Raw genomic sequence first — 22,148 nt, 5'->3', positions numbered from 1 at the left:
CAGATCAATCAAACCCGCATAGGCAGACTCATCTTTCTTTTCTAGGAAATCAAGGAAATAAGGCGACTTGGCTGAGATATAGTTAATCATGAAATCAAACATGAGGTAGTAGTCTTGACTGAGTGCCTCAATATCGCTCCAATCTCCAAAAGCCTTATCAACCTTGGTATAGTCCATGGGTGCAAACCCGCCGCGGTCACCTGACGATGGAAAGAAGGGAAGAATGTGGACACCACCGACCACATCTTTCAAAGGGCCTTCTAAGACCTGCTCAAGTCTTTCAGATTTTTTCCAAGACTGTCTGAATAGGTAATTAACATTGCTTGATTTTTTACTTTCATAACTTGCTCTATTTACCTTCCTCAAAGCGTTTATAGACTGCTATAAATTCCTCAGCAATCGTTCGAAAACCTTCTGCACTCATTAACTGATCCTCAGCGTGCAGCAGAAGTAGACCTGTTTGGCTTAATTCCCCATTCATTTCTTTTGTCAAAAGTGAGTGGTGAGCATTGTGTCCCTGTACAAATGCTTCTTCGCCTTGTTTAATTCTATCTTTAGCCTGCTCGAATTCACCCTGCTTAGCCAATTGAATAGCATCGATGTACATAGATTTTGCTGTTCCTACATAGGTGATAATTTGAAAACACACTTCGAGTACTTTTTCGTCCATTTTAATACCTCTCTTACCAATCTTCGTCTTCTAAATCGCTTGTTTCTTGTATTTCAGCTTGTAAAGCTTGTTTATCCATCTGTTTAATAAACGGATAATAAACAAAGAAAGACATAACCAAAATAAGTGTTTGCAACAAGGCTGTTTTCCAACCACCGATGATAAATCCTGAAATAATTGGAGGACAAGTCCAAGGAACTTGAACGGCACCATACATAGGTGTCAGTCCAAAATAAATCGCTGAATACTGGATGATACAAGATAAAATAGGCGTTAATATAAAGGGAGTTGCTAAAACTGGATTCATTACAATCGGCAAACCAAAGAGCACCGGCTCATTGATATTAAAGATGGCTGGAACCATTTCAAGACGTCCAAGAAATTTTAGTTGTTTTGATTTTGCAAATGCAACCATGTAAACTACCAAACCAATCGTAATCCCGGCACCTGTAACATTGATAAATTGATCCAAAAATTGAACCGTCACAATATGACCACCATTGGCTAGATTTAATTCAAGGCCCTTATCTAAAATGGCTTGGTTTTCCAAAGCATTCGCCTGTAGCAAGCCACTCATGATGCCACCAACTACAGTTGAGCCGTGCACCCCAAACATCCATAAGAATGGTATAAGGAAACACATAAGCACCGCACCAAACAATGAGTCAGTCAAGCCTTGCATTGGTGTTTGAATAAGATTATAAATCACTTCAATCGTTGTGACCTTAAACAATTGTTCAACAAGTCCGACAAAGATCGTTGCCGCTGTGATGATAACAGTAGCAGGAATCAAGGCTGAAAATGCGTTGGCTACACCAGTTGGTACGCCATCTGGCATTTTGATTTTGATATTTTTCTTCAAAAACCAAGAATAGCTTGCTCCTACAATCAAACCAACGATAATGGCACCAATCATCCCTTTCCCGGAAGTCCAATCCTTCAGAATAATGTTACCAACTACATCCCCATTTTTAGAAATCAAACTGGAGGGCTGGATTAGCAAGAAAACTGCTAGGGCAATGACACCTGCCCCAAGCGGCTCCTGTTTTTCTAGCTTAGCATAGGTATACGCAATCCCAATGACTGTTACAATCGCACTGATATTAAAGGTTGCACCAATTGCTTGATTGAGAACAGGGGTAATACCACTAGTTTCTAACATCGTTGCTAGAGCTGGAATTGGAAGATTGGCCAAGATAAGAAAGATGGAGCCAACAATCAACAATGGCATAGAGAAAACAATACCATCTTTTATCGCTGTTACACCTTTGGTATTGACAAAGGCCATCATCCTATCAACAAACTTTTTAATCAGTTTATCCTTCATCATCTTCTCCTTATTTTTTCATCATGTAAGCTTGTTTAAGAACTGCCATACCGTTTGCAGTTCCATAATCAGCCATTGCAATCACTTCTACAGGAACATTGTGAGAAGCACAAATTTCTTTTGCTTTTTCAAGTTGGAAACCAACCTGTGGGCCTAATAGAGCCACATCAATATCTCCAACTCTTTGTTCCAATTCACTGATGGAATAAGCTGCAATTGTTGCATCTTTCCCTTTTTTCTGAGCCGCTTCTTTCATACGCTCAACCAAAATACTTGTTGACATACCTGCTGCACAAAATAATCCAATATTCATTTTAATTACTCCTTATAATTCGTTTCCATTTGATGTAATCACTTTTTGATACCATGTAAAGGAATCTTTCTTCATTCGTTGCAAAGTTCCTTCGCCATTATTATTCTTATCGACATAGATAAAGCCATAACGCTTCTCCATTTCACCTGTACCAGCACTAACAATATCGATACAGCCCCAAGGGGTATAACCAATGACATTTACGCCATCTTCTTCAATCGCTAACATCATTTGTTCAATGTGTTGTTTGAGGTAATCAATGCGGTAAGAATCATGGATTCCATCAGGCTCTACCTTATCATAAGCACCGAATCCATTTTCAACTATAAAAAGCGGACAGTGATAGCGATCGTATAAAAGATTTAAGCTATAGCGTAATCCCTCAGGGTCAATCTGCCAACCCCAATCGCTTGATTCAATATAGGGATTTTTCTTAGTATAAACATCTTTGAAAAGTTCTTCTGTTTCCTCAGATGCTGTAGCAGTCACTGTATCACTCATATAGTAACTCAAGCCAATATAATCTACACAACCTTCTTTTAGAGTTTCTAGATCTTCTGGTAAAATATCCAGTTTGATATTATTTTTTCGACAAAAGGCCTCGATATAGTAAGGACGCTCTCCAAAAACATGAAGATCTCCATAGTGAAATAAACGATGCTCCATTGCCTTCTGGCTAGCAAGTATATCTTTTGTATCACATGTATTCGGGTAAAATGGTACCATTGCCAGCATACAACCAATTTTGAAATTTTTATTGATTTTCCGACCCAATTGTACAACTTTTGCAGAAGCCACTGACTGATAATGGATAACCTGCTGTAGTACCTCAACTGGATTTTCATCTTCTTGATAAATGACACCAGAATTAGTCCATGAGCACCAAGGAACATTAATTGCACCTTGATTATTGATCTCGTTAAAGGTCATCCAATACTTAACTTTGTCCTTATATCGTTCCATGACGACTTCCGCAAAACGAACAAAGAAATCAATCAACTTGCGATTACGCCAAGCACCATACTTAGTAACTAGATGATAGGGCATTTCAAAGTGACTGAGTGTGATGACCGGTTCAATTTGATGAGCTAGCAGCTGATCAAATAAATCATCATAAAATTTCAACCCTTCTTCGTTAGGTTCTTCTTCATCTCCATTTGGGAAGATACGAGTCCAGGCAATCGAAGTTCGAAAACACTTAAATCCCATCTCAGCGAATAATTGTATATCATCCTTATAGGTTCTGTAAAAATCTATTGCATCATGATTCGGATAATATTCGTCAGGTAAGACGCCATCAGTAATCTGTCGAGAGTGGCTAGCACTTCCAACCGTCATCACATCGGCTATCGAAATGCCTTTTCCACCTTTATCATACCCTCCTTCAATTTGGTGAGCAGCAACTGCCCCACCCCATAAAAAGCCTTCTGATATTTTTGCCATTTTACCAATCCTTTCTGTATTTTGTACTAGCGCTATGAACAAGTCTATTTTATGACATACTGTACCTGCTGACAATAGATATTGAGATAGAAAATAAATGTACAGTCGAACAATATTTGTTACATAAAAAAAACAAGAGTTTTCACTCCTATTTTTTTAAATAAATTTGGTAACGTAAGGATTCTAAAAAATAGACAACTGGAATCTGAGTGGTCAAATTAGTGGAACGTAGCGAGGAATCTGCGTAGGCAACTGGCATAAAGTAGGATAAATTTATATCCGATAGCTGTGATAAAGTGGAAATATCTGTATTTGTCAGACTAACAATCTTAGCATTTCTTTCTTTGAATCCCTGTACCAGAGTTAGAACTTCTTCTGTCTCACCGCTGACACTTAGAGCAATAACCAAAACATCCTCCAAATTAGAATGATGCAATTTCAGAGAATAAAATGGGTTAGTAATAGCAAAGCTAAGAATACCGATTCCAGAAAAAAGATATGAGCCATATTCTGCCAAACTTAGACTAGTACCCACCCCTAAAAAGATAACTTGTTTGGCTTGAACGATCAAGTCTGCTATCTCTGATAGTTGTTTTTTTAAAGCTTCATCTTGGACACTAGTCTGTAAAAATTGTATTGCTGGAATATCAATAGGAAAGTAGTGACGATGTTTATTTTCCTTATCTTCCGACCTTGACAAGGCATATTTTAAATCATTGTAGCTATCAAATCCCATCTTTTTCGCAAAACGAATAATGGTTGTTGTCGATAGATTTATAGATGTCGATAGCTCTCTGATAGTCATCGTAGCAACTTTATCTCTATGTTGCAATATAAAATTATACACGCTTAATTCACTATTATTTAGCCCTTTTACTTTATGATAATCAAATAAATTCATAGACACCCTTATGCTTTTGTAGTATATAGTTGTTTCATTAACATTTCAATAATGAGAATAACAGGTACCTGCGTCGTAATATTAAACCCATTTAAAAATAATTGAGGAACATGATAGGTTATGGTGCAATCAGATAGCCTTGACAATGTTGATTCCAATGTATTTGTGATGGCAATAACTGGACAACCTTTTTCCTTTAATTTTTGTACAATTTTCAATGTTTGAGAAGTCTCACCAGATTCGGATAAGGCAATGACACAAGTTTTTTCCATACTGTTTTGTAGCACTGGTTGCCAAGGATCTTCAATACACATACTAAATTTGCCAATATTTGAAAAATAGCGCGCTCCATATCGACCTAAAGTTCCAGAGGAACCAATTCCGACAAAAACAATCTGTTCAACGTTCTTTAAGATTGCCACAGCCTCCATAATCAGCTGCAAAAAAGTATCTTGCTCAGTATAATCAATGAATAGCTTCAAAGAATGATTGTCTTGATTGTTTAAAATAATTTGCTCATTTTTTAAATATTCTTTATAAGCAATCTTAAAATGGCTATATCCATCAAATCCTAGATGCTTGCAAAATCGTTGTACGGTTCCAACTGATACATGTGCAAGTTGGGCCAATTCCTTGATTGTCATAGAGGATATATTTTCATTTTCTAAAATAGTTGTATAAATAGCATTTTCTAAGTCGTTAAAACTTGCTACAACCTCATAACTAAACATATAATTCCTTTTTCTATCTCTATTGATTTGCTTACAATGTAACAAAAAACTAATAACCAAAGTGTTCTACACTAAAATAATGGAGAGCATAATGGCTATAAAACCAAGTCAGCATTAAAATCTATTAGAAAACCAGACGAATCAGATTTGTCTAATGAGACATGGTTGAGAGAAAATACTTTAAAACAGTATTGCCTTATGTCCTAGATTATATCATATTTTTGAGCATACTTTGAGTATTGTTAGTTTATTGACTTAAAAGAAACATAACAAGAGCTTATCTCTATTAAATTGTCTCAATTTCAATCGCCCATTCTGGAGATATGTAAGGTGGGGACGTTTCTATTCCCACAAACTCCTTGTCAATGGAAACAAACACGTACCCACAGGGTAAATGGAAATAGAAACTGATAATTTCTAGCTATCACTTCTATTCATTCCAAAAATTTTCTCACTCTGATACTTCCCCACGCCAATACAAAAAGCCTTGCAATCAAGGCTTTTCATTATCCCTTTCATTCAAAGGTTTCTAGGTTTTTACGAGCAGAGCAACACACTCCACGTGATGCGTCTGTGGAAAGAGGTCAACTGGCTGGACTTTCTTCAGCACATATCCCAGCTCTTGATAGAGTTTGATATCACGCGCCATAGTGGCAGGATTGCAGGAAATATAGACAATCCGCTGGGGTTCCATGCTGACACTAGAAGTGATAAAGCTTTCTGTCAAGCCCTTGCGTGGCGGATCGACTAGGATGACATCCGCCTTGATTCCCTGATTCAGCCAAGTTTGGATGGCTTTTTCTGCAGGGGCGCAAACATAGCTGGCATTGGTGATGCCATTAAGTTCTGCGTTTCGCTGACTATTTTCCACGGCCTCAGGAATGACCTCGACTCCATAGACCTGCTGGACTCGGTCAGCCAGCGACAGACCAATGGTGCCGATACCCGAGTAGGCATCCAGCACAATATCCTCTTTTTTAAAATCAGCAAAGTCAAAGGCCGTCTGATAAAGCTTCTCTGCCATCTCAGTATTGACTTGGTAAAAGGCTGGCGCAGCAATCTGGAACTGCTTGCCCAGCATACTATCAGTGATAAAGTCTTGTCCGTAGAGTATCCGAAATTCCCGACCGAAAATGGCATTGCCCTGCTGGTCGTTGATATTTTGCATGATGGACTTGATAGTTGGGAAAGCTTCTGTCAAAAGCTCAATAAGCTGCTCCACTCGAAAAATCTTAGGCCGGCTGGTCACCAAAATCACCATGATTTCACCAGAATAATGGCCGCGGCGAACAACCAGATTGCGGATCAGGCCAGTGCCCTCCTTCTCATCGTAAGGCTTGAGGTCAAAGCGGCGTAGCAAGTCACGTACAAAAACGATGACTTGGTCGATAACTGGATCCTGAATATAAAAGTCCTCAATCGGCAGGAGATCATGGGAATTTTTCCGGAAAAAGCCCGTTTCCAGCTGGCCATTGACACGACGAACTGGCACCTGTGCTTTATTACGGTAGGCCAGTGGATGATCCATGCCCAGTGTTTCCAGCACTTCCACGTCTGAAATGCCAGCAATTTTATAGAGACAGTCCAGCACTTGCTTACCTTTAAAAGCTAGCTGGGCTGGGTAAGCCAAGTGTCCTAAATCAGCAATTCCAGTCCGCAGATAGGCCAAATCGACATGCTCATTGCGCTGGTCTGACTTCTTCACAAATTCCTCAACACGGCCAAAGCCGATTTTTTTATTGACCTTGAGGACACGCATGCAAATCACTTCGCTCGGCAGGGCATTTTCAATGAAAAAGACGCGGCCGTCTACCTTGGCTACACCCGCTCCCTCATGACTCAGATCTACAATTTCTACTTCAATAATATCGTTCTTTTTTAACATTTCTTTACTTTCTAATCAATCCTGCGTTCAACTACAATTATACTAAAGCAGGGAATCACAGGATTTTCTACTGTTTATTTCTTTCTTCCTATTGGAAAGTATGTTCACATTTCTGCTCTGCTATTTTCCCAAAAAGAAAGGGAAGAGACAAAATCTGCCACTTCCCATTATATCATAAGAGCCCTATCTTAAGCCCATTTGTTTCAATCTTTCTTTATAGGCTTTAAAATCAATCAAGAGTCCTTGTCCACCATACATATCATAGGTATCCGTCCAGTCACCTAGTTCTGGTACAGTGAGGCGCTCTATCCCATTGCGTGAATCAAGGACTAAGGATAAACCTTGTGACCAAATAAAACTCTGAGGTACATTGGTCGAGGTCAAGGCAAAAACTTTTCCTAATGCTTCAGATCCTGTAAAAAGCTTCGTAGGGTCTTTTATCTGCTGCATGATAGCAGTCAAGACTTCTTGCTGGCGACGTGTACGTCCAAAGTCACCCTCATCGTCCTTACGGAAACGGGCATAGTTTAAGAGCGTCCGACCATCCATGTGCTGACGACCAACCTTGATGGTTTGAGTAGGAACCACTCCATCCTTCATGTTCAAATCATCTGGAACTTCCACTTCTGTGACTTTTTCCCCATCAATGGTCGAAAATTTAGCATCCATAAATACACCATTTGGAAAGAGGGTGTCAATTGCAGTCGCAAAGGTGTTAAAGTCCACTAGAGCATAGTATTTAATGTCAATATCGAAGTTATCTTTCAAAGCTTGACGAACTGCCTCAGCTCCACGATGATTGTCTTGTTCACCAAAAGTATAGGCGGAGTTCAATTTTTGATCATAATAATCATCATCGGTTGGCTCCGTGTAGGAATTGCTGACGCCATCAATATGAATCAAGGTATCACGCATAAAGCTAACTAACTTCATTTTATGATCTTTATTGCCAACGTTCAAGACCATAATTGAATCGGTCCGAGTCTCCGTTGAATTTTCTCCAATTCGGCCATCTGTCCCTAAAACAAGAATGTTGATCCCATCTCGAGCATCATGACCATCAAAGTACTCAACATCAGCCGCTTTAAGATTTCCTGGTCTCGCTGTATTTAAGCCTTTGAAAAACATAAAGAGCATGCCAGAAACAACCAAAAGCACAAAAATCAGGAGCCACATCAGCACGCGCTTCGGACGAATTTTTTTGTAGGTTCTAGGAGTTTTCTGAGTTGATTTTTTCGCTTCTTGCTTTAAAGAAGCACGGGAATTCTTTTGGCTTCTGCTAAGAGAACCTTTACCCGGGTATTTGGGTAACAAACCGGATGAATCCGTCTTCGGGTCTTCTAGCGAAGCCTGCACGGTCTGCTTGGTAGACGTTTTTTGCGCAACATCTGACCGTCCTTTCGACTTTTGGCGGAGGTAATTATACTCCTCTTTTTCATGTTCGTTAAGATAGTAATAGTTTGTATGGAGATAATCCAGCCTTAACTGCTCGTGTCGACTCAGATTTTCTGTTTCTCTCATCTCTGCTCCAATCTATAATCCTGAATTTGAAAAACGGGATAACTTCCTAGAATTTTAAAGGTAATGCCAAGTGCGGTAAGCTCTTGGTAAGCAAAATCCACTAATTCTTTCCGTTCATTATCAATATCAATAATAAAGAAATATTCCCCTAGGGCTGTTTTAAGAGGGCGGCTTTCAATCTTTGTCAGGTCAATGCCACGCCAGGCAAAGGTTGATAAAGCCTTATACAAGGCACCAGGCAGATTGTCTGGCAAAGTCAAAGCCAAACTCTGTTTTTCCTCTTGCTTTTCAAGCCTAAGAGTAGGAGTGGTCTGTCCTAAAATCCAGAAACGAGTAAAATTTTCCTCCATTTCCTGAATATCTTGGGCCACCACTTGCAGACCATACTCGACTGCCGCAGTACGCGGCGCAATAGCGGCGAAAGGTTGGTCAGGATGCTCAGCTACAAAGCGAGCCGCATAGGCTGTACTAGCTGTAATTTCAATCGCTGCTTCTGGATAATGCTGGCGAATATAGCCCTTCCCCTGAGCAAGCGCCTGAGGATGGGAAAAAACTTTCTCAATAGGCTTGGTCAAACTGGTCGCCAATAACTGCTGCTTAATGGGCTGAACAATCTCTGCTACTGCTTGGATCTTAGCCTGATGGAAAAGATAATCCAAGGTCTCATGGACACTTCCTTCAATCGAATTTTCCACGGGAACAACTGAATAATCCACCTCTTTCCCTTCATAGGCCTTCATCACTTCTGTGATGTTTTGATAGGGCACCAAGTCTGCTTGGGGAAAGGCTTCTTGGGCAACATGGTGGGAAAAAGATCCCTTGGGTCCTAAAAAAGCTACTTTCATTGAATTTCCTCAATAATTTCTTGTGGCGTTTTGCCTACCACGTCAATTGTTTGTGTCGCGACCGCCTCATAGAGAGCCTGCCGTTGTTCAAAAATCTCCTGCAAGTTTGCCTTGCTCTTGGTCAGATACAAGGGACGCTGATTTTCCTGATCTTGCTCAATCCGACGAAAGAGGGTCTCAAAGTCAGCTTTCAGATAAATATTTTGGGGATTTTGAGCCAATAAGTCACGGTTTTGGGGACTCAAGACAACACCGCCGCCTGTAGAAAGCACAACATCCTGCTGGATACAATCAGCCAAGACTTCAGCTTCAATTTTTCGAAAGGCTGGCTCGCCGTATTGAGCAAAATACTCTTGGATGGACATGCCGATCTTTTGGACAATCAGCTCGTCCATATCCAGAAAATCTGCTGACAAGGCTCTCGCAATCGTTGATTTTCCTGCTCCCATAAAGCCAAGTAAAATCTTAGCCATTCACTAAGCCCTCCAAGTCTGAGAAGAAGCTTGGATAGCTGGTATTGATTGCTTCTGCCCGCTCCAGCTCCACCTCTCCATCCGAAACTAACAGGGCCGCAATGGCTGCCATCATTCCAATACGGTGGTCACCGAACGTATTGATGGTTGCACCATGGAGAAGCGTTTTTCCATCGATAATCATGCCATCTGCTGTAGGGCTAATGGCTGCTCCCATGCTATTTAAGGCGTCTGCGACAACCTGAATCCGATCGGTTTCTTTGACCTTTAACTCCTCGGCATCTCGGATCACCGTTCTGCCCTCAGCTTGGGTGGCTAAAAGGGCAATTATCGGAAGCTCGTCTATCAAGCGCGGAATAATTTCTCCGCCAATCTCAGTTCCTTTCAGCTCAGAAGTCTCAACGGTAATCGTAGCGGATTTGGCCACCTCATCTATATTAGAAAGGGTCATCTTACCGCCCATTGCCTTGATAACATCAAGAATCCCCGTCCGAGTTTCATTGATTCCAACATTTTCTAGGACGATTTTGGAATGGGGAAGAATCAAGCCTGCAACTAGCCAGAAGGCTGCACTGGAAATATCACCAGGCACTCTCACTTCTTGCCCAGTAAAGGTCTGACCACCCTGCACACGGATTTCTTTATCCTTGACCTCAATTTGACCACCAAATTGGACAATCATATCCTCTGTATGGTTACGGGTAATTTCCTTTTCAATAATGACTGACTCGCCTTGAGCCTGTAAAGCCGCAAAAATCAAGGCTGATTTGACTTGAGCGGAAGCCACTGGCAGCTGGTAATGGATAGGCTTTAAATCTTTTCGGCCATGAATGTGTAGTGGCGGTAAATCTCGTTCTGTCTGACCCCAAATATCCACACCCATTTGACTAAGAGGCAGGGTTACCCGATCCATCGGACGCTTGGACAAACTATCATCGCCAAACATCTCTGCTGCAAAATCCTGACCTGCCAAGAGACCCGAAATCAAGCGGATAGAGGTCCCTGAATTTCCCATGTCTAATTTATTGTGTGGCGCCTTGAGACCATCAAACCCAACACCATGGATCTTGACAGTCTTTCCATCATCCTCTATCTTAACGCCTAAATCACGAAAGACCTGCATCGTAGAAAGGACATCCTCACCTCTCAAAATATCGTGAACCACTGTAAGGCCCTTGGCCAAGCTCCCGAACATAATCGAACGGTGACTGATTGATTTGTCGCCCGGCACACGGATGCGACCATTCAGGCCTTTTACCTTTGTTCTTAACTTCATAGATGCCCCTTTCAATTGCTACTAACTTCTATTTTATCATAAAAATAGCAATTTTCTAAAAAATTCTTGTATTCATTCCGACTTCTTGCTCTTTTCTCCCTTTTCTACATCATAAAAGAGGCTGCGACAATCGTCTCTCAGCCTCCCTTTGTTCCTTGTCAAAACCACTCTAGAGTGCCAGATTCTCACTCTAGTCAATCTCTGATTTAGTCATTATTTGTGTCCTAGATGCTTATCAATCTCATCCATAATTCGCCCCATCACATAGCTAATCTGCAGATTACGACCAATCAGAATGGCCCAGAAAATAGCCATCAGATAGTCTTCAGACATGATTGATTTATTAAAAAAGTACGTTTCTAGGGCTGTAAAAGCCGCCATTACAATAAATTGTCGTCTATTCATTCTTCCATTATAGCATGAAAAATCATAAAAATCTAAATTCAATCATCCTGCACGGTGATTTTTTCCGCTAGAAAATCAAAGCCTTCCGGTATCAAACTTTCTTCCTGCTTTTCAACTGCTTCTGCTTTATTGCCGCGACTTCTAGCTGAAAATTCTGCCCGAATCTGAGTCCAGTCCTCGAGAGAAATAGCCAGAATATCTGGTGAAAAGCCAGCAGCATTGCTCAGCAGATTTCCAAACATGGTATTGAGATTTTCTCTTTTCATGGTCTGCTCAGCGTTGAAATGAGACTCAAAAGCCAAAATAGCATGATTTTCGTTAGCTGCAACTGGCTGCGAACCGATGAGCAGCGCCTTGTCCGCTCCTGCCAAACTCTCGATAATTTCACCCCAAGCATTTTGCAGCTTGGTCAAATTGCTGCGAGCCAAGTCAGGATTTTCCACTGCCTCTTCCAAAATGGCATTGACCTTATTGCGATCTACTCGATAGGTCTTAGCCTTCTGAGGTCGTGCCTCTGATTTCTTAGCTGCTGGAGCTGGCTGACTGCCGACATTGGCCAATTGCTGCTTGAGCTCTTGAATTTCCTGCTTGAGATTAGACAGTTCTTCTGCCAAGTTGTCAGGAATCTGGTCCAAGCCTGCTTTTTCCTCAGCCAGTCGAATAGTCATCATTTCTGTATAAATCTTAGGCTGCAGGGTATTTTTGATGTCTGCTAAACTCTTGGTCGCTATCTCAATCATGGCAAAGAGAGTCTCCTGCGGTGTCTTGATATTTTCCAGAAAGAGCTCACTAGTATGATGATTTTCTCCGCCAGTTTTGACAATGATTAGGTCACGCAGGTATTGCAGGAGGTCCGTCACGAAGCGAGCCATGTTTTTGCCACTGTCAAAAATCAGATTGAGATTATCCAAGGCTGCTACTGCATCATGAGCAATCAAGGCTGCTACATAGGCATCCAAGGCACCTAAGCTGATAGAGCCTGTGATCTCTTCAGCAATATCAGTAGTCAAACGATTTTCTTGGGTCAAGCTAAGAGCCTGATCGAGGATAGACAAGGCATCTCGCATACCGCCCTCAGCTCGACGGGCAATAATCTGCACACCTTCTTGCTCAAAATCAATGCCTTCCTGCTCCAGAATCCACTCAATATGACCAATGATGTCCTGCGTCTTGATAGACTTAAACTCAAATCGCTGAACACGAGAAAGAATGGTCGCTGGAATCTTATGCAGCTCTGTCGTCGCTAGGATAAAGACCACATTTTCGGTTGGCTCTTCCAAGGTCTTGAGCAAGGCGTTAAAGGCTCCAGTCGAGAGCATGTGCACCTCATCAATGATATAGACCTTGTGCTTGGCAAGACTGGGCGCATAGGTAGACTTGTCCCGAATATCACGAATCTCATCGACACCATTATTAGAAGCCGCGTCGATCTCAATGACATCTTCAAGACTCCCCTCAGTGATGGCCTGGCAGATATAGCAGTCATTGCAGGGCTCACCATCCTTTTGATTAGGACAGTTCATAGCCTTGGCAAAAATCTTGGCAACACTGGTTTTTCCTGTTCCACGTGGACCAGAAAAAAGATAGGCATGGCTGATTTTCCCTTGCTCAACAGCCTGCCGCAGAGTGGTCGCTACTACCTGCTGACCCACCAGCTGACCAAAGGTCTGACTGCGGTACTTTCGATATAAAGCTTGATACATTAGGCTTTTTCTCCAAACATTTCAAAATTCCAGGTCGTTTTTTCAAGCAAAATCTGGACAAACTTTTCCAGATATTCCTGGTCTGCGTCATCATAATCCCCAGTCAAGGCCGAGTCCAAATCCAACACTCCAAGTAGGCGACCGTCTTTTACCATGGGCACCACAATCTCGCTCTTAGCACGGCTATCACAGGAGATATAGTTGGCATGCTGGGTCACATCATCTACGATAATCGTCTGCTCTTTCTCAGCAGACTCCCCACAAACACCCTTGCCTAGAGCAATATGGACACAGGAAACACCGCCCTGAAAAGGTCCCAGAATCAGCTCACTCCCATCAAAAAGATAGAAACCAGTAAAAACCGAATGAGGCAGGGCTTGATTAAGCAGGGCGCTAGCATTAGAAAGATTGGCCAAAGCATTGGTCTCACCCTCCAATAAGGCTTCTAGCTGAGCCAGTAACAGTTGATAATTTGAAATTTTTTCCCTTTTATTCATACTTTCTATTATATCAAAAAGCCCGTCCTACAGAAGAAAAAATCAAAACTTTTTAGCTTCTTTTCTAGTTCGAAGCTCAAGTTGAAAAATATCTTCTAATTCTAATCACTACAAAAGAGAGACCAAATCCTTATTTGTCCTTCTTTAAAAATAAGAAGCTGAGATTATCCATCCCAACCTCTTATTCCTATAGAAAGGCGAGCTATACTCCAATCATCTGTTTACAGCCAACCTATAAAGCGGATAAGGTACATATTTAGTCGCACCTGCCGTGAATAATAGTAATTTCCACCATTGATATAAAGCTTGGGACCGTAAAAAATGGAAAGCACATTATAGTATGAATAGGTTTTTCCAGTCACGTTGCCAAGACTCGGAGCAACCACTTCTTTTGAGTATTTTTTTGCTAGCTCAAGCGTATTCTCACCGCCATTTTGCGCCACATAGTCGATATAGGCCTGACCAAAATTGTAGGCCTGAACCGCTGTCCAAACATCTACCTTTTTCTCGCTGGCCAGCTCTAGATTGTCCGATAGAGTCTGAATCCCTTGCCGGACACTTTCTTTATTGTCTGTAATCGAATTGATTTCGCCTGTTGCACTCTCACTAGACTGCATGAGGTCGTTGTTTCTTCCCTTGGTTTCTGTGTAGATCATGGCTAGGACAAGCTCTTCATTAGCCGCAGTGTCCTGCTCGTCTAGCACTTCTCTAACCAAGCTTTGATAGGTCATAACCTGCTTAACATCACGATGGACTTGATAGCCTTTTATCGCGATGGCAGCCAGAATGATGAGCAAAATCAATCTTCTGATAAATTTAAACATTATTTACTTTGTATATCCTCTATATTTTTGATGAGAATAGAGTAGGTCCCGTTGTCGTTCTGGATAAATTCCACGGATTCAGCATCCTGATAGACATTATTGGGAACGATCAGCTCTATTCCATTAGAGAGGGATAATTTTTGATTTTCGAACTTCTTTTTCTGGCGACTGCTGTCAATCTCATCAAACTTGATTGGCTCTGGCACAGTTTCCTTAACCTGGTCAATAAAGGTAAGTCGGGCTGTCAGATTGCTGTCAAACAGCTCGTCTGCCAACTTTTCAGGAGACAATTCGTCATTTTCTTCCAGATTTTTGAAAATGCTGGATTTGACCTTAGACTGGAACTGAAAGTCATCTGTATTAAAGCTTTCAGCAATCTTTTGAGCTGTTTTTTCCAGAGTCTTGATAGATTTTTTTGGTGAAATCTTAGGACTGACCTGCAAGAGATTATCCGAAAAATAGTTGAGAAAGGCGCCATTGTACTTGATACGCTTTTCAATCAGATGGTACTTGCGAGACTGGAGATTGATGACCAAAGCCTCGTCCGCCCCCGTACCAAAGCCAGGCAAATTGTTCTGCGTCAGTTTGATTGGATTATCTACCTCGCCACCCAGGTGAGTTAGGGTTTCCCGCAACGCAATCCGCAGAAAAGCAAAGTGCTCCACGCCTTCCTTGTCAAACTGGACGAAAATCAAATCATTGGTTTTCTGATTTTCACTGATCGAAAACTCTTCCTGCCAGAGCTTGGCCACTGTCACAGATGTTTCCAGTAAGTCGTCTGAAAGCTTGGCTAAAAAGACATTATTAGGTTCGAAAATGCCTGTTTTAGCCTCGTCTGAATAGACCCGCTCGATTTTCTTACGAAGGTATTCCTCAATCTTGGGAGTGATATTAAGAAACTTATCCGCCAACAGCAAGTCCGTATCAGCTGGACTGAATTGATGAATGATGGCCTTTTTTACGTAAATGTCCATCTTAGTTCAAACCTTCATAGAGCGGAAAAGCATCCGTCAGTTCGCGAACTTCTGCCCGAACTTGATTGAGCACCGCTTCGTTTTCAGCGTTTTCCAGAGCCTTGATAATAAGCTCAGCCACCTTGATGCTTTCTGTGACACCAAAGCCTCGAGCTGCAATGGCTGCTGTACCGATACGAATGCCGCTAGTCTTAAATGGTGACAAAGTCTCGTAAGGGATGGAGTTTTTATTGAGCGTAATGTTGACCTCATCCAAGAGATTTTGAGCGACTTTCCCATTTTCTACAACCTTAGTAACATCGACTAAGAAAAGGTGATTTTCAGTACCATCAGAAATCACGCGAAACTTATCATGCTGACGGAAGACTTGGGCCATGGCTTGGGCATTATCCAAAATCTGCTGAGCATAAACCTTGAAAGCTGGGTCAAGCACTTCTTTAAAAGCCACAGCTTTGGCTGCAACGACATGCTCCAATGGTCCACCCTGAATACCTGGGAAGATAGCTGAATTGATTTTCTTAGCCAATTCCTCATCGTTTGTCAAAATCAAGCCACCACGAGGGCCACGCAAGGTCTTGTGGGTCGTCGTGGTTGTGATATCCGCATAAGGCACAGGGCTTGGATGGAGACCTGCAGCAACCAAACCAGCGATGTGAGCCATGTCGACCATCAGCTTGGCACCGACTGCATCAGCAATTTCACGGAATTTTGAAAAGTCGATGATGTGAGAATAGGCTGAAGCTCCCGCCACAATTAGCTTAGGCTGTACTTCCTTGGCTTGTTTGAGGATGGCATCAAAGTCCAGTAATTCTGTTTCTGGATCAACGCTATAGGATACAAAATTGTAGGTTTGACCAGAGAAGCTGACTGGAGCACCGTGAGTCAAGTGACCGCCCGCAGACAAATCCATACCCATAACCGTGTCGCCTGGCTCAATCAAAGCCATATAAGCAGCGCAATTGGCCTGACTGCCTGAGTGAGGCTGAACATTGGCGAATTTGGCACCAAAAATTTCCTTAGCGCGCTCAATGGCCAAGCTCTCCACGACATCCACTACGTCTGTTCCACCATAATAACGGCGACCTGGGTAGCCTTCAGCGTATTTATTGGTCAAAATAGAACCTTGAGCCGCCATAACAGCTTTAGAAACGACATTTTCTGAAGCGATTAGCTCAATATTATGCTGCTGACGTTCTTCCTCATTGGCAATAGCATCCCAGAGTTCTTTGTCAAATGCTTTGTAGTCTTCTTGGTCAAAAATCATAAGGTGTCTCCTTTTTTTGAGAAAATAGGGCGCTAGGCTCCTAATAGTTAAAATGTTATATCACTTACTTGGGCGAGAATGTCCTCGCGGGTAATGGCTCCCTGGCGTAGAATAAGTGCCTTTTCTCCAGACAAGTCCAGAATGGTTGAATCCTGACCTGTCAAGGAAGCATCATCTTCTACTCCCGAGACTTGCTCTTGGAAATCCAGCATAATCTGCTGGAAATCAGTGCCACTGGCTTTTCCAGAAAGATTGGCGGATGGACCAATCAAGGGTCCATACTTGCGAATCAAGTCTAGCGTAACCGGATGCTTAGGAATCCGAAAGCCCACAGTTTCCATACCTGAGTTTATCCAAGCAGGAACTCGGTCATTAGCTTGGAGGATAATAGTCAGTGGTCCAGGTAGAAAGGCTTGATAGAGTTTTTTTAGATAACTGGGCTGGTTCTTAGAAAAGGCATAAATCTCTTCCAAGCTAGCCACATTGAGATTGAGAGCCTTGTCACGCGGTCTTCTTTTTAATTCATAGACTCGCTCAACTGCCTCTTCGTTCAAAGCCTGAGCAAAGAGGCCATACACCGTTTCCGTGGGCAGGACAACTGCTCCGCCTGCTGCCAGAGTATTTTCTATCTTATCCATTGTCCATCGCCACCATTCTATCTTTGCCAAATTGATCTTTCAAGACTCGGATTCGTTTTTTGGGAAAAGGTTTTTTCAGCAATTCCCTGACGCCATCTCCTTGCTTGTAACCAATTTCCAGATAAATTTTTCCTTTTTCTGTCAGATAGTCTCCTGCCTGCTCCGCTATTTTCCGATAGACGGCATAGCCATCCTCCTCTGCGAAGAGGGCCATGTGTGGCTCTGAGGCTAGAACGTTGAGGCCGACTTCGTCCTTATCCGCTTCTGAAATATAAGGTGGGTTAGAGACGATAATATCAAATTTTCCTTGGATTGCATCCAAGCAATCGGATTGGACAAAAGTAGGATTGAGGCCACAGGACTGGGCGTTTTCCACCGCCAAAGCAAGAGCATCGTCCGAGAGATCAGAAGCAGTAATCTGCCAGTCTGGGCGACTGCTTGCCAGTGCCAGAGCGATAGCTCCGCTGCCAGTGCCGATATCCAAGACAGACAGAGAGCTTTCAGGATTTTCTGACAAAATCAACTCCACTAGCTCCTCAGTCTCAGGCCTTGGAATCAACACCCGCTCATCCACCTTAAGAGTCAAGCCGTGAAAATCACTGCTACCGATAATATACTGGGCCGGCTTATGAGCAAGCAGTTGCTCTTGAATTGCTTTTAGCTGCTCACGTTCTTCCTGGCTAACTGCTCTCTGAAGCTTGAGAACAAAGTCGGTAAAAGAGAGGTCATTGAGTGCCCGATAAACGAAAGACAGGCTTTCCGCTTCTTCTCCCGCTGCTACTAGCTCCTGCTCTAACTCAGCCAAATATTGAGCTAAGGTCATTATTTATTCAGCTCTTCTAGTTTTTGCGTTTGGTCATAGAGTACCAAGGCATCTACAACTTCGTCCAATTTACCAGACAAGATGGTATCTAGTTTTTGGAGAGTCAAGCCAATACGGTGGTCTGTGACACGGTTTTGTGGGAAGTTATAAGTACGAATCCGTTCTGAACGGTCACCAGTACCAATCGTTGACTTACGTTCAGCGTCTTGTTCATCCTGAGCAATCTGAGCAAAATGGTCAGCAACACGAGCACGGATGATCTTCATGGCCTTTTCACGGTTTTTCTGCTGAGTCCGTTCTTCCTGCATTTCAACCTTGATATTGGTTGGCAAGTGAACGATACGAACAGCAGTAGCAACCTTGTTGACGTTCTGTCCACCAGCACCAGATGCGTGGTAGATGTCCACACGAAGGTCTTTTGGATCAATATCGTATTCAACTTCTTCCACTTCAGGCATGACAAGGACAGTTGCTGTTGAGGTATGAACACGACCTTGGCTTTCTGTTACAGGAACCCGTTGCACACGATGGGCACCTGATTCATACTTGAGTTTAGAGTATACAGACTGACCAGAAACCATAGCCACTACTTCTTTGAAACCACCGACGCCATTCATAGAAGCTTCCATGACTTCAAAGCGCCAGCCTTGGGCTTCCGCATACTTCTGATACATCGTCAGCAAATCTCCAGCGAAAAGGGCTGCTTCTTCACCACCAGCTGCTCCACGAATTTCAAGGATGATATTCTTATCGTCGTTTGGATCCTTTGGAAGGAGCAAGATTTTCAGTTTCTCTTCGTATGCTTCTTTTTCAGCCTTGGCATCCTTGAGTTCTTGCTTGGCCATTTCTTCCAAGTCCGCATCTCCGCCTGATTCCTTAATCATTTCTTCAGCATCAACGATGTTTTGAAGGACTTGTTTGTACTCACGGTAGGCCGTCACCGTATCACGAGTAGAAGCTTCTTCTTTTGAAAGCTCCATGAAACGCTTGGTATCTGAGACCACATCTGGGTCACTGAGCAATTCTCCAAGCTCTTCATAACGGTCTTCCACTGCCTGTAACTGGTCATAAATATTCATCTTTGTAATCTATCTCCTTGATTTTCTAATTCATTCTATTTAATGGGGGGATTGAAATAATGCTTGCGGCAAACAGAAATATAGGTCTCATGGCCACCAATTTTGATCTGTTCGCCATCATAGACAGGTTTCCCATTATCCGTCCGCAAAACCATAGTTGCTTTTTTTGAACAATATTGGCAAATGGTTTTGATTTCGTCAATCTTATCAGCCAGGAGCAAGAGATGCTTGGAGCCTTCAAAGAGTTCATTGCGAAAATCATTTTTCAGACCAAAAGCCATGACTGGAACATCCAGCTCATCCACTACTCTAGCCAAATCATAGACATGGTGACGTTTCAAAAACTGAGCCTCATCAATCAAAACGCAGTAAGGCTTTTCAGGCAGACTTTGAATATAGCCAAAAATATCTGTCTGGTCCTCGATTGCCATCGCAGCTCGCTTCATGCCGATGCGGCTGGAAACAACGCCAAGGCCATCACGTGTATCGACAGCCGAGGTCATGATTACTACGCTTTTGCCCTGCTCTTCGTAGTTGTGGGCCACTTTCAAAATTTCAATGGTCTTGCCCGAATTCATTGTGCCATATTTATAATATAACTGAGCCATTTTATTCTTACATTCTCTCTAAGTATTGTCTTTCTAGGACTTTCAGCATTATCCATAAACTCTGCTGGAAAGACCGACCGTACTTCCTATTATTTTACCACAATTCACTATTCTTTAAAACCTAATTTGTGATAAAATAAGATTAGCAAAAGAAAAGGAGAAATCATATGCCATTTGTCAGAATTGATTTATTTGAAGGCCGCAGCTTGGAACAAAAGAAATCTTTGGCTAAGGAAGTCACCGAAGCCGTTGTCAGAAATACTGGCGCACCTCAGTCTGCTGTCCATGTCATCATCAATGACATGCCAGAAGGCACTTACTTCCCTCAAGGTGAAATGCGAACAAAATAAAATCAAAAAGGCTGAGATAATAACTCAGCCTTTTAATTTTATGATGAAAACGCTCAGCGTCGCTTCTTTTGGATATAATTCAATCGCAGTTGGTAGAGGATTGCACTCACGACCAAACTCGCAATCAGTCCAATCCAATACCCATAAGGTCCCAAATCCGTAGCCTGATCTAAAAACAAGCCCAGAGGTAAGGAAACGCCCCAGTAAGCTAATAAGCCCAAGTAAAATGGTGCTTGAGTATCTTTGTAACCTCGCAAAATTCCCTGCAAAGGAGCGGCAATCGTATCAGCCAATTGGAAAAAGAGGCTAAAAGTCAGAAAGATTGAGGTCAGACGTATAAAATCTGGATCTGAGCCATAAAGGCTGGCAACCTTATCTCGGAAAATATAGAGAAAAATCAAGGTAAAGACCGCGAAACCAGATGCTACAATTCTACCCAAAGTGCAATACTTTTTCACATCGTCAAGTCTTTCAGCCCCCAGCTCATAAGAGATAATGATGGCCATAGCTGTGGAAATACTCATAGGAAAAGCATACATTAGGTTTGAAAAATTCATGGCAGCCTGATGGCTAGCAATAATCAAAGAAGAAAATTTTGACATCACTAGTCCGACGATTGAAAAGATGACAACTTCGGCAAAGACTGTCCCTCCTATTGGCAAACCTAAGCGAAAACCTTCAGCCAAACCAGTTTTGTTCAAGGGACGAATTTTCCAGAGTTGGTATTGACGGACTTTAGGATGTTTGATGGCCAATAATAGTGATATGACTAATAAAACCCAATAAGCTAAAGAAGTGCCTAGTCCCGCACCAGCTCCGCCCATTTCGGGAAAGCCAAAAGCTCCATAAATCAATACATAATTAAAGCTAGCATTCAAAGGTAGGAGCAAGAGCATCAAATACATAGAAAGCCGAGTTAACCCCAAAGCATCCAAGAGAGAGCGAATAACGCTAAAGAGCAAGAAGGGAATGATACCAATGGACAAGTACCAAAGATAATGCTGGGCCACATCTTTTACTAAAGGGTCTAAGCCTAGACGCTGCAAAACCAAAGGGGCACCTAAAAATACCAGCGCAAATAAAATCAGAGATAGAGCCAAAGAAAGATAGATGAACTGATAAAAATCAGAGGCTATTTTTTCATCTTTCCCCTGTCCCAAATGATGACCAATGATCGGAACCAAGGCAGACACAATCCCCGTCAGAAAGGAGAAAAATGAACCCCATAGACTGGTTGCCATAGAGACGCCTGCCAGATGCAAGGTATCGTATTGACCCGTCATGGTCGTGTCAACAAAGGAAGCCGAGAAATTTGCCAGCTGATAAATCAAGATAGGAAGAAAAATTGAGACAAACAGGCTTAGGCGTTGTTTCAAATGATAAGTCTGATACATGTTGAAGTCCTTTTTTTTAATCTTCTTTAACTATACTACAAGCCAACTGAATAGTCAAAATAGGCTAGGACAAAAGTCCTAGCCTCTCAATTGTCTTTGGATTGTCGAGCAAGACGCAGTGGTTGAGTGGGCTCTACTACGCTGATTTCATCAGCTTTTACAGCCCTACTCAACTGTGCGGAGGTGGGACGACGAAATCGAATT

The 22,148-nt window shown here is 42.3% G+C and carries 22 protein-coding genes and 2 pseudogenes; 1 reads left to right on the top strand and 23 read right to left on the bottom strand.

Going from position 1 to position 22,148, the window contains the following annotated elements; all coding sequences use genetic code 11:
• Positions 1-9: 9 nt before the first annotated feature.
• The 22 genes and pseudogenes from A0765_RS10460 to A0765_RS05620 form a co-directional block, all read right to left on the bottom strand.
• Positions 10-341: pseudogene (locus tag A0765_RS10460) on the bottom strand (alpha-amylase family glycosyl hydrolase); the annotation flags it as partial.
• A gap of 8 nt (positions 342-349) precedes the next feature.
• Complete coding sequence (locus A0765_RS05720) at positions 350-670, bottom strand: PTS sugar transporter subunit IIA (RefSeq protein WP_000343790.1); 321 nt, start codon at positions 668-670, stop codon at positions 350-352.
• Between the two features lie 13 nt (positions 671-683).
• Positions 684-1,997, bottom strand: a complete 1,314-nt coding sequence (locus A0765_RS05715; RefSeq protein ID WP_048763440.1) for a PTS sugar transporter subunit IIC — start codon at positions 1,995-1,997, stop codon at positions 684-686.
• Between the two features lie 10 nt (positions 1,998-2,007).
• Positions 2,008-2,310, bottom strand: a complete 303-nt coding sequence (locus tag A0765_RS05710; protein ID WP_001020606.1) for a PTS sugar transporter subunit IIB — start codon at positions 2,308-2,310, stop codon at positions 2,008-2,010.
• A gap of 12 nt (positions 2,311-2,322) precedes the next feature.
• On the bottom strand, positions 2,323-3,753 hold the full coding sequence (locus A0765_RS05705) for a 6-phospho-beta-glucosidase (RefSeq protein ID WP_048763443.1): 1,431 nt from the start codon (positions 3,751-3,753) through the stop codon (positions 2,323-2,325).
• Between the two features lie 148 nt (positions 3,754-3,901).
• A complete protein-coding gene (locus tag A0765_RS05700) occupies positions 3,902-4,654 on the bottom strand; it encodes a MurR/RpiR family transcriptional regulator (protein ID WP_048763446.1) in 753 nt (250 codons plus the stop codon).
• Between the two features lie 8 nt (positions 4,655-4,662).
• Entirely contained in the window at positions 4,663-5,385 is a 723-nt protein-coding gene (locus A0765_RS05695) for a MurR/RpiR family transcriptional regulator (RefSeq protein WP_048763447.1), read from the bottom strand.
• A 529-nt stretch (positions 5,386-5,914) separates the two neighbouring features.
• Entirely contained in the window at positions 5,915-7,270 is a 1,356-nt protein-coding gene (gene rlmD / locus A0765_RS05690; protein WP_048764289.1) for a 23S rRNA (uracil(1939)-C(5))-methyltransferase RlmD, read from the bottom strand.
• Positions 7,271-7,453: 183 nt separating this feature from the next.
• Positions 7,454-8,791: an LCP family protein gene (locus A0765_RS05685; RefSeq protein WP_048764287.1), complete on the bottom strand. Its 1,338-nt coding sequence runs from the start codon at positions 8,789-8,791 to the stop codon at positions 7,454-7,456.
• Complete coding sequence (pheA, locus tag A0765_RS05680) at positions 8,788-9,636, bottom strand: prephenate dehydratase (protein WP_048764286.1); 849 nt, start codon at positions 9,634-9,636, stop codon at positions 8,788-8,790. Before pheA ends, A0765_RS05685 begins: the two co-directional genes overlap by 4 nt.
• A complete protein-coding gene (locus A0765_RS05675) occupies positions 9,633-10,109 on the bottom strand; it encodes a shikimate kinase (RefSeq protein ID WP_048764284.1) in 477 nt (158 codons plus the stop codon). Before A0765_RS05675 ends, pheA begins: the two co-directional genes overlap by 4 nt.
• Positions 10,102-11,385 carry a 3-phosphoshikimate 1-carboxyvinyltransferase gene (gene aroA / locus A0765_RS05670; RefSeq protein WP_062005210.1) on the bottom strand — a complete coding sequence of 428 codons (1,284 nt, stop codon included), beginning with the start codon at positions 11,383-11,385 and terminating at the stop codon, positions 10,102-10,104. The genes A0765_RS05675 and aroA overlap by 8 nt, the downstream gene beginning before the upstream one ends.
• A 213-nt stretch (positions 11,386-11,598) precedes the next feature.
• Positions 11,599-11,790, bottom strand: a complete 192-nt coding sequence (locus A0765_RS05665) for a DUF3272 family protein (protein WP_062005208.1) — start codon at positions 11,788-11,790, stop codon at positions 11,599-11,601.
• Between the two features lie 38 nt (positions 11,791-11,828).
• Complete coding sequence (gene dnaX / locus A0765_RS05660; protein ID WP_048764276.1) at positions 11,829-13,493, bottom strand: DNA polymerase III subunit gamma/tau; 1,665 nt, start codon at positions 13,491-13,493, stop codon at positions 11,829-11,831.
• Positions 13,493-13,990 carry a free L-methionine (R)-S-oxide reductase MsrC gene (gene msrC / locus A0765_RS05655; RefSeq protein WP_048764274.1) on the bottom strand — a complete coding sequence of 166 codons (498 nt, stop codon included), beginning with the start codon at positions 13,988-13,990 and terminating at the stop codon, positions 13,493-13,495. Before msrC ends, dnaX begins: the two co-directional genes overlap by 1 nt.
• A gap of 221 nt (positions 13,991-14,211) precedes the next feature.
• Positions 14,212-14,814, bottom strand: coding sequence for a lysozyme family protein (locus tag A0765_RS05650; protein ID WP_048764272.1), 603 nt, complete (start codon positions 14,812-14,814; stop codon positions 14,212-14,214).
• Positions 14,814-15,788, bottom strand: coding sequence for a nucleoid-associated protein (locus A0765_RS05645; protein ID WP_062005206.1), 975 nt, complete (start codon positions 15,786-15,788; stop codon positions 14,814-14,816). The genes A0765_RS05650 and A0765_RS05645 overlap by 1 nt, the downstream gene beginning before the upstream one ends.
• Position 15,789: 1 nt before the next feature.
• Positions 15,790-17,052 (bottom strand): serine hydroxymethyltransferase, encoded by a 1,263-nt coding sequence (gene glyA / locus A0765_RS05640; RefSeq protein ID WP_062005204.1) that lies wholly within the window; start codon positions 17,050-17,052, stop codon positions 15,790-15,792.
• Positions 17,053-17,099: 47 nt separating this feature from the next.
• The gene (locus A0765_RS05635; protein WP_062005202.1) at positions 17,100-17,690 is read right to left on the bottom strand and encodes an L-threonylcarbamoyladenylate synthase; all 591 of its coding nucleotides are present in this window, start codon (positions 17,688-17,690) and stop codon (positions 17,100-17,102) included.
• On the bottom strand, positions 17,683-18,513 hold the full coding sequence (gene prmC, locus A0765_RS05630) for a peptide chain release factor N(5)-glutamine methyltransferase (protein ID WP_062005200.1): 831 nt from the start codon (positions 18,511-18,513) through the stop codon (positions 17,683-17,685). The genes A0765_RS05635 and prmC overlap by 8 nt, the downstream gene beginning before the upstream one ends.
• On the bottom strand, positions 18,513-19,592 hold the full coding sequence (prfA, locus tag A0765_RS05625; protein ID WP_062005198.1) for a peptide chain release factor 1: 1,080 nt from the start codon (positions 19,590-19,592) through the stop codon (positions 18,513-18,515). The genes prmC and prfA overlap by 1 nt, the downstream gene beginning before the upstream one ends.
• Before the next feature lie 35 nt (positions 19,593-19,627).
• Complete coding sequence (locus A0765_RS05620; protein ID WP_062005196.1) at positions 19,628-20,200, bottom strand: thymidine kinase; 573 nt, start codon at positions 20,198-20,200, stop codon at positions 19,628-19,630.
• 161 nt (positions 20,201-20,361) lie between these two features.
• Between A0765_RS05620 and A0765_RS05615 the strand changes: the two are divergent.
• A pseudogene (locus A0765_RS05615) lies at positions 20,362-20,550 on the top strand (4-oxalocrotonate tautomerase); the annotation flags it as partial.
• A 53-nt stretch (positions 20,551-20,603) separates the two neighbouring features.
• On the opposite strand, the gene A0765_RS05610 reads toward A0765_RS05615, so the two are convergent.
• Positions 20,604-21,944 carry an MATE family efflux transporter gene (locus tag A0765_RS05610; protein ID WP_062005192.1) on the bottom strand — a complete coding sequence of 447 codons (1,341 nt, stop codon included), beginning with the start codon at positions 21,942-21,944 and terminating at the stop codon, positions 20,604-20,606.
• Positions 21,945-22,148 lie beyond the last annotated feature (204 nt).

Source organism: Streptococcus cristatus, assembly GCF_001588905.1.
In the GTDB taxonomy this organism is placed as follows: Bacteria; Bacillota; Bacilli; order Lactobacillales; family Streptococcaceae; genus Streptococcus; species Streptococcus cristatus_N.
Note: the sequence above shows the minus strand (reverse complement) of the source record. Positions and strands in the feature narration are given on the sequence as shown.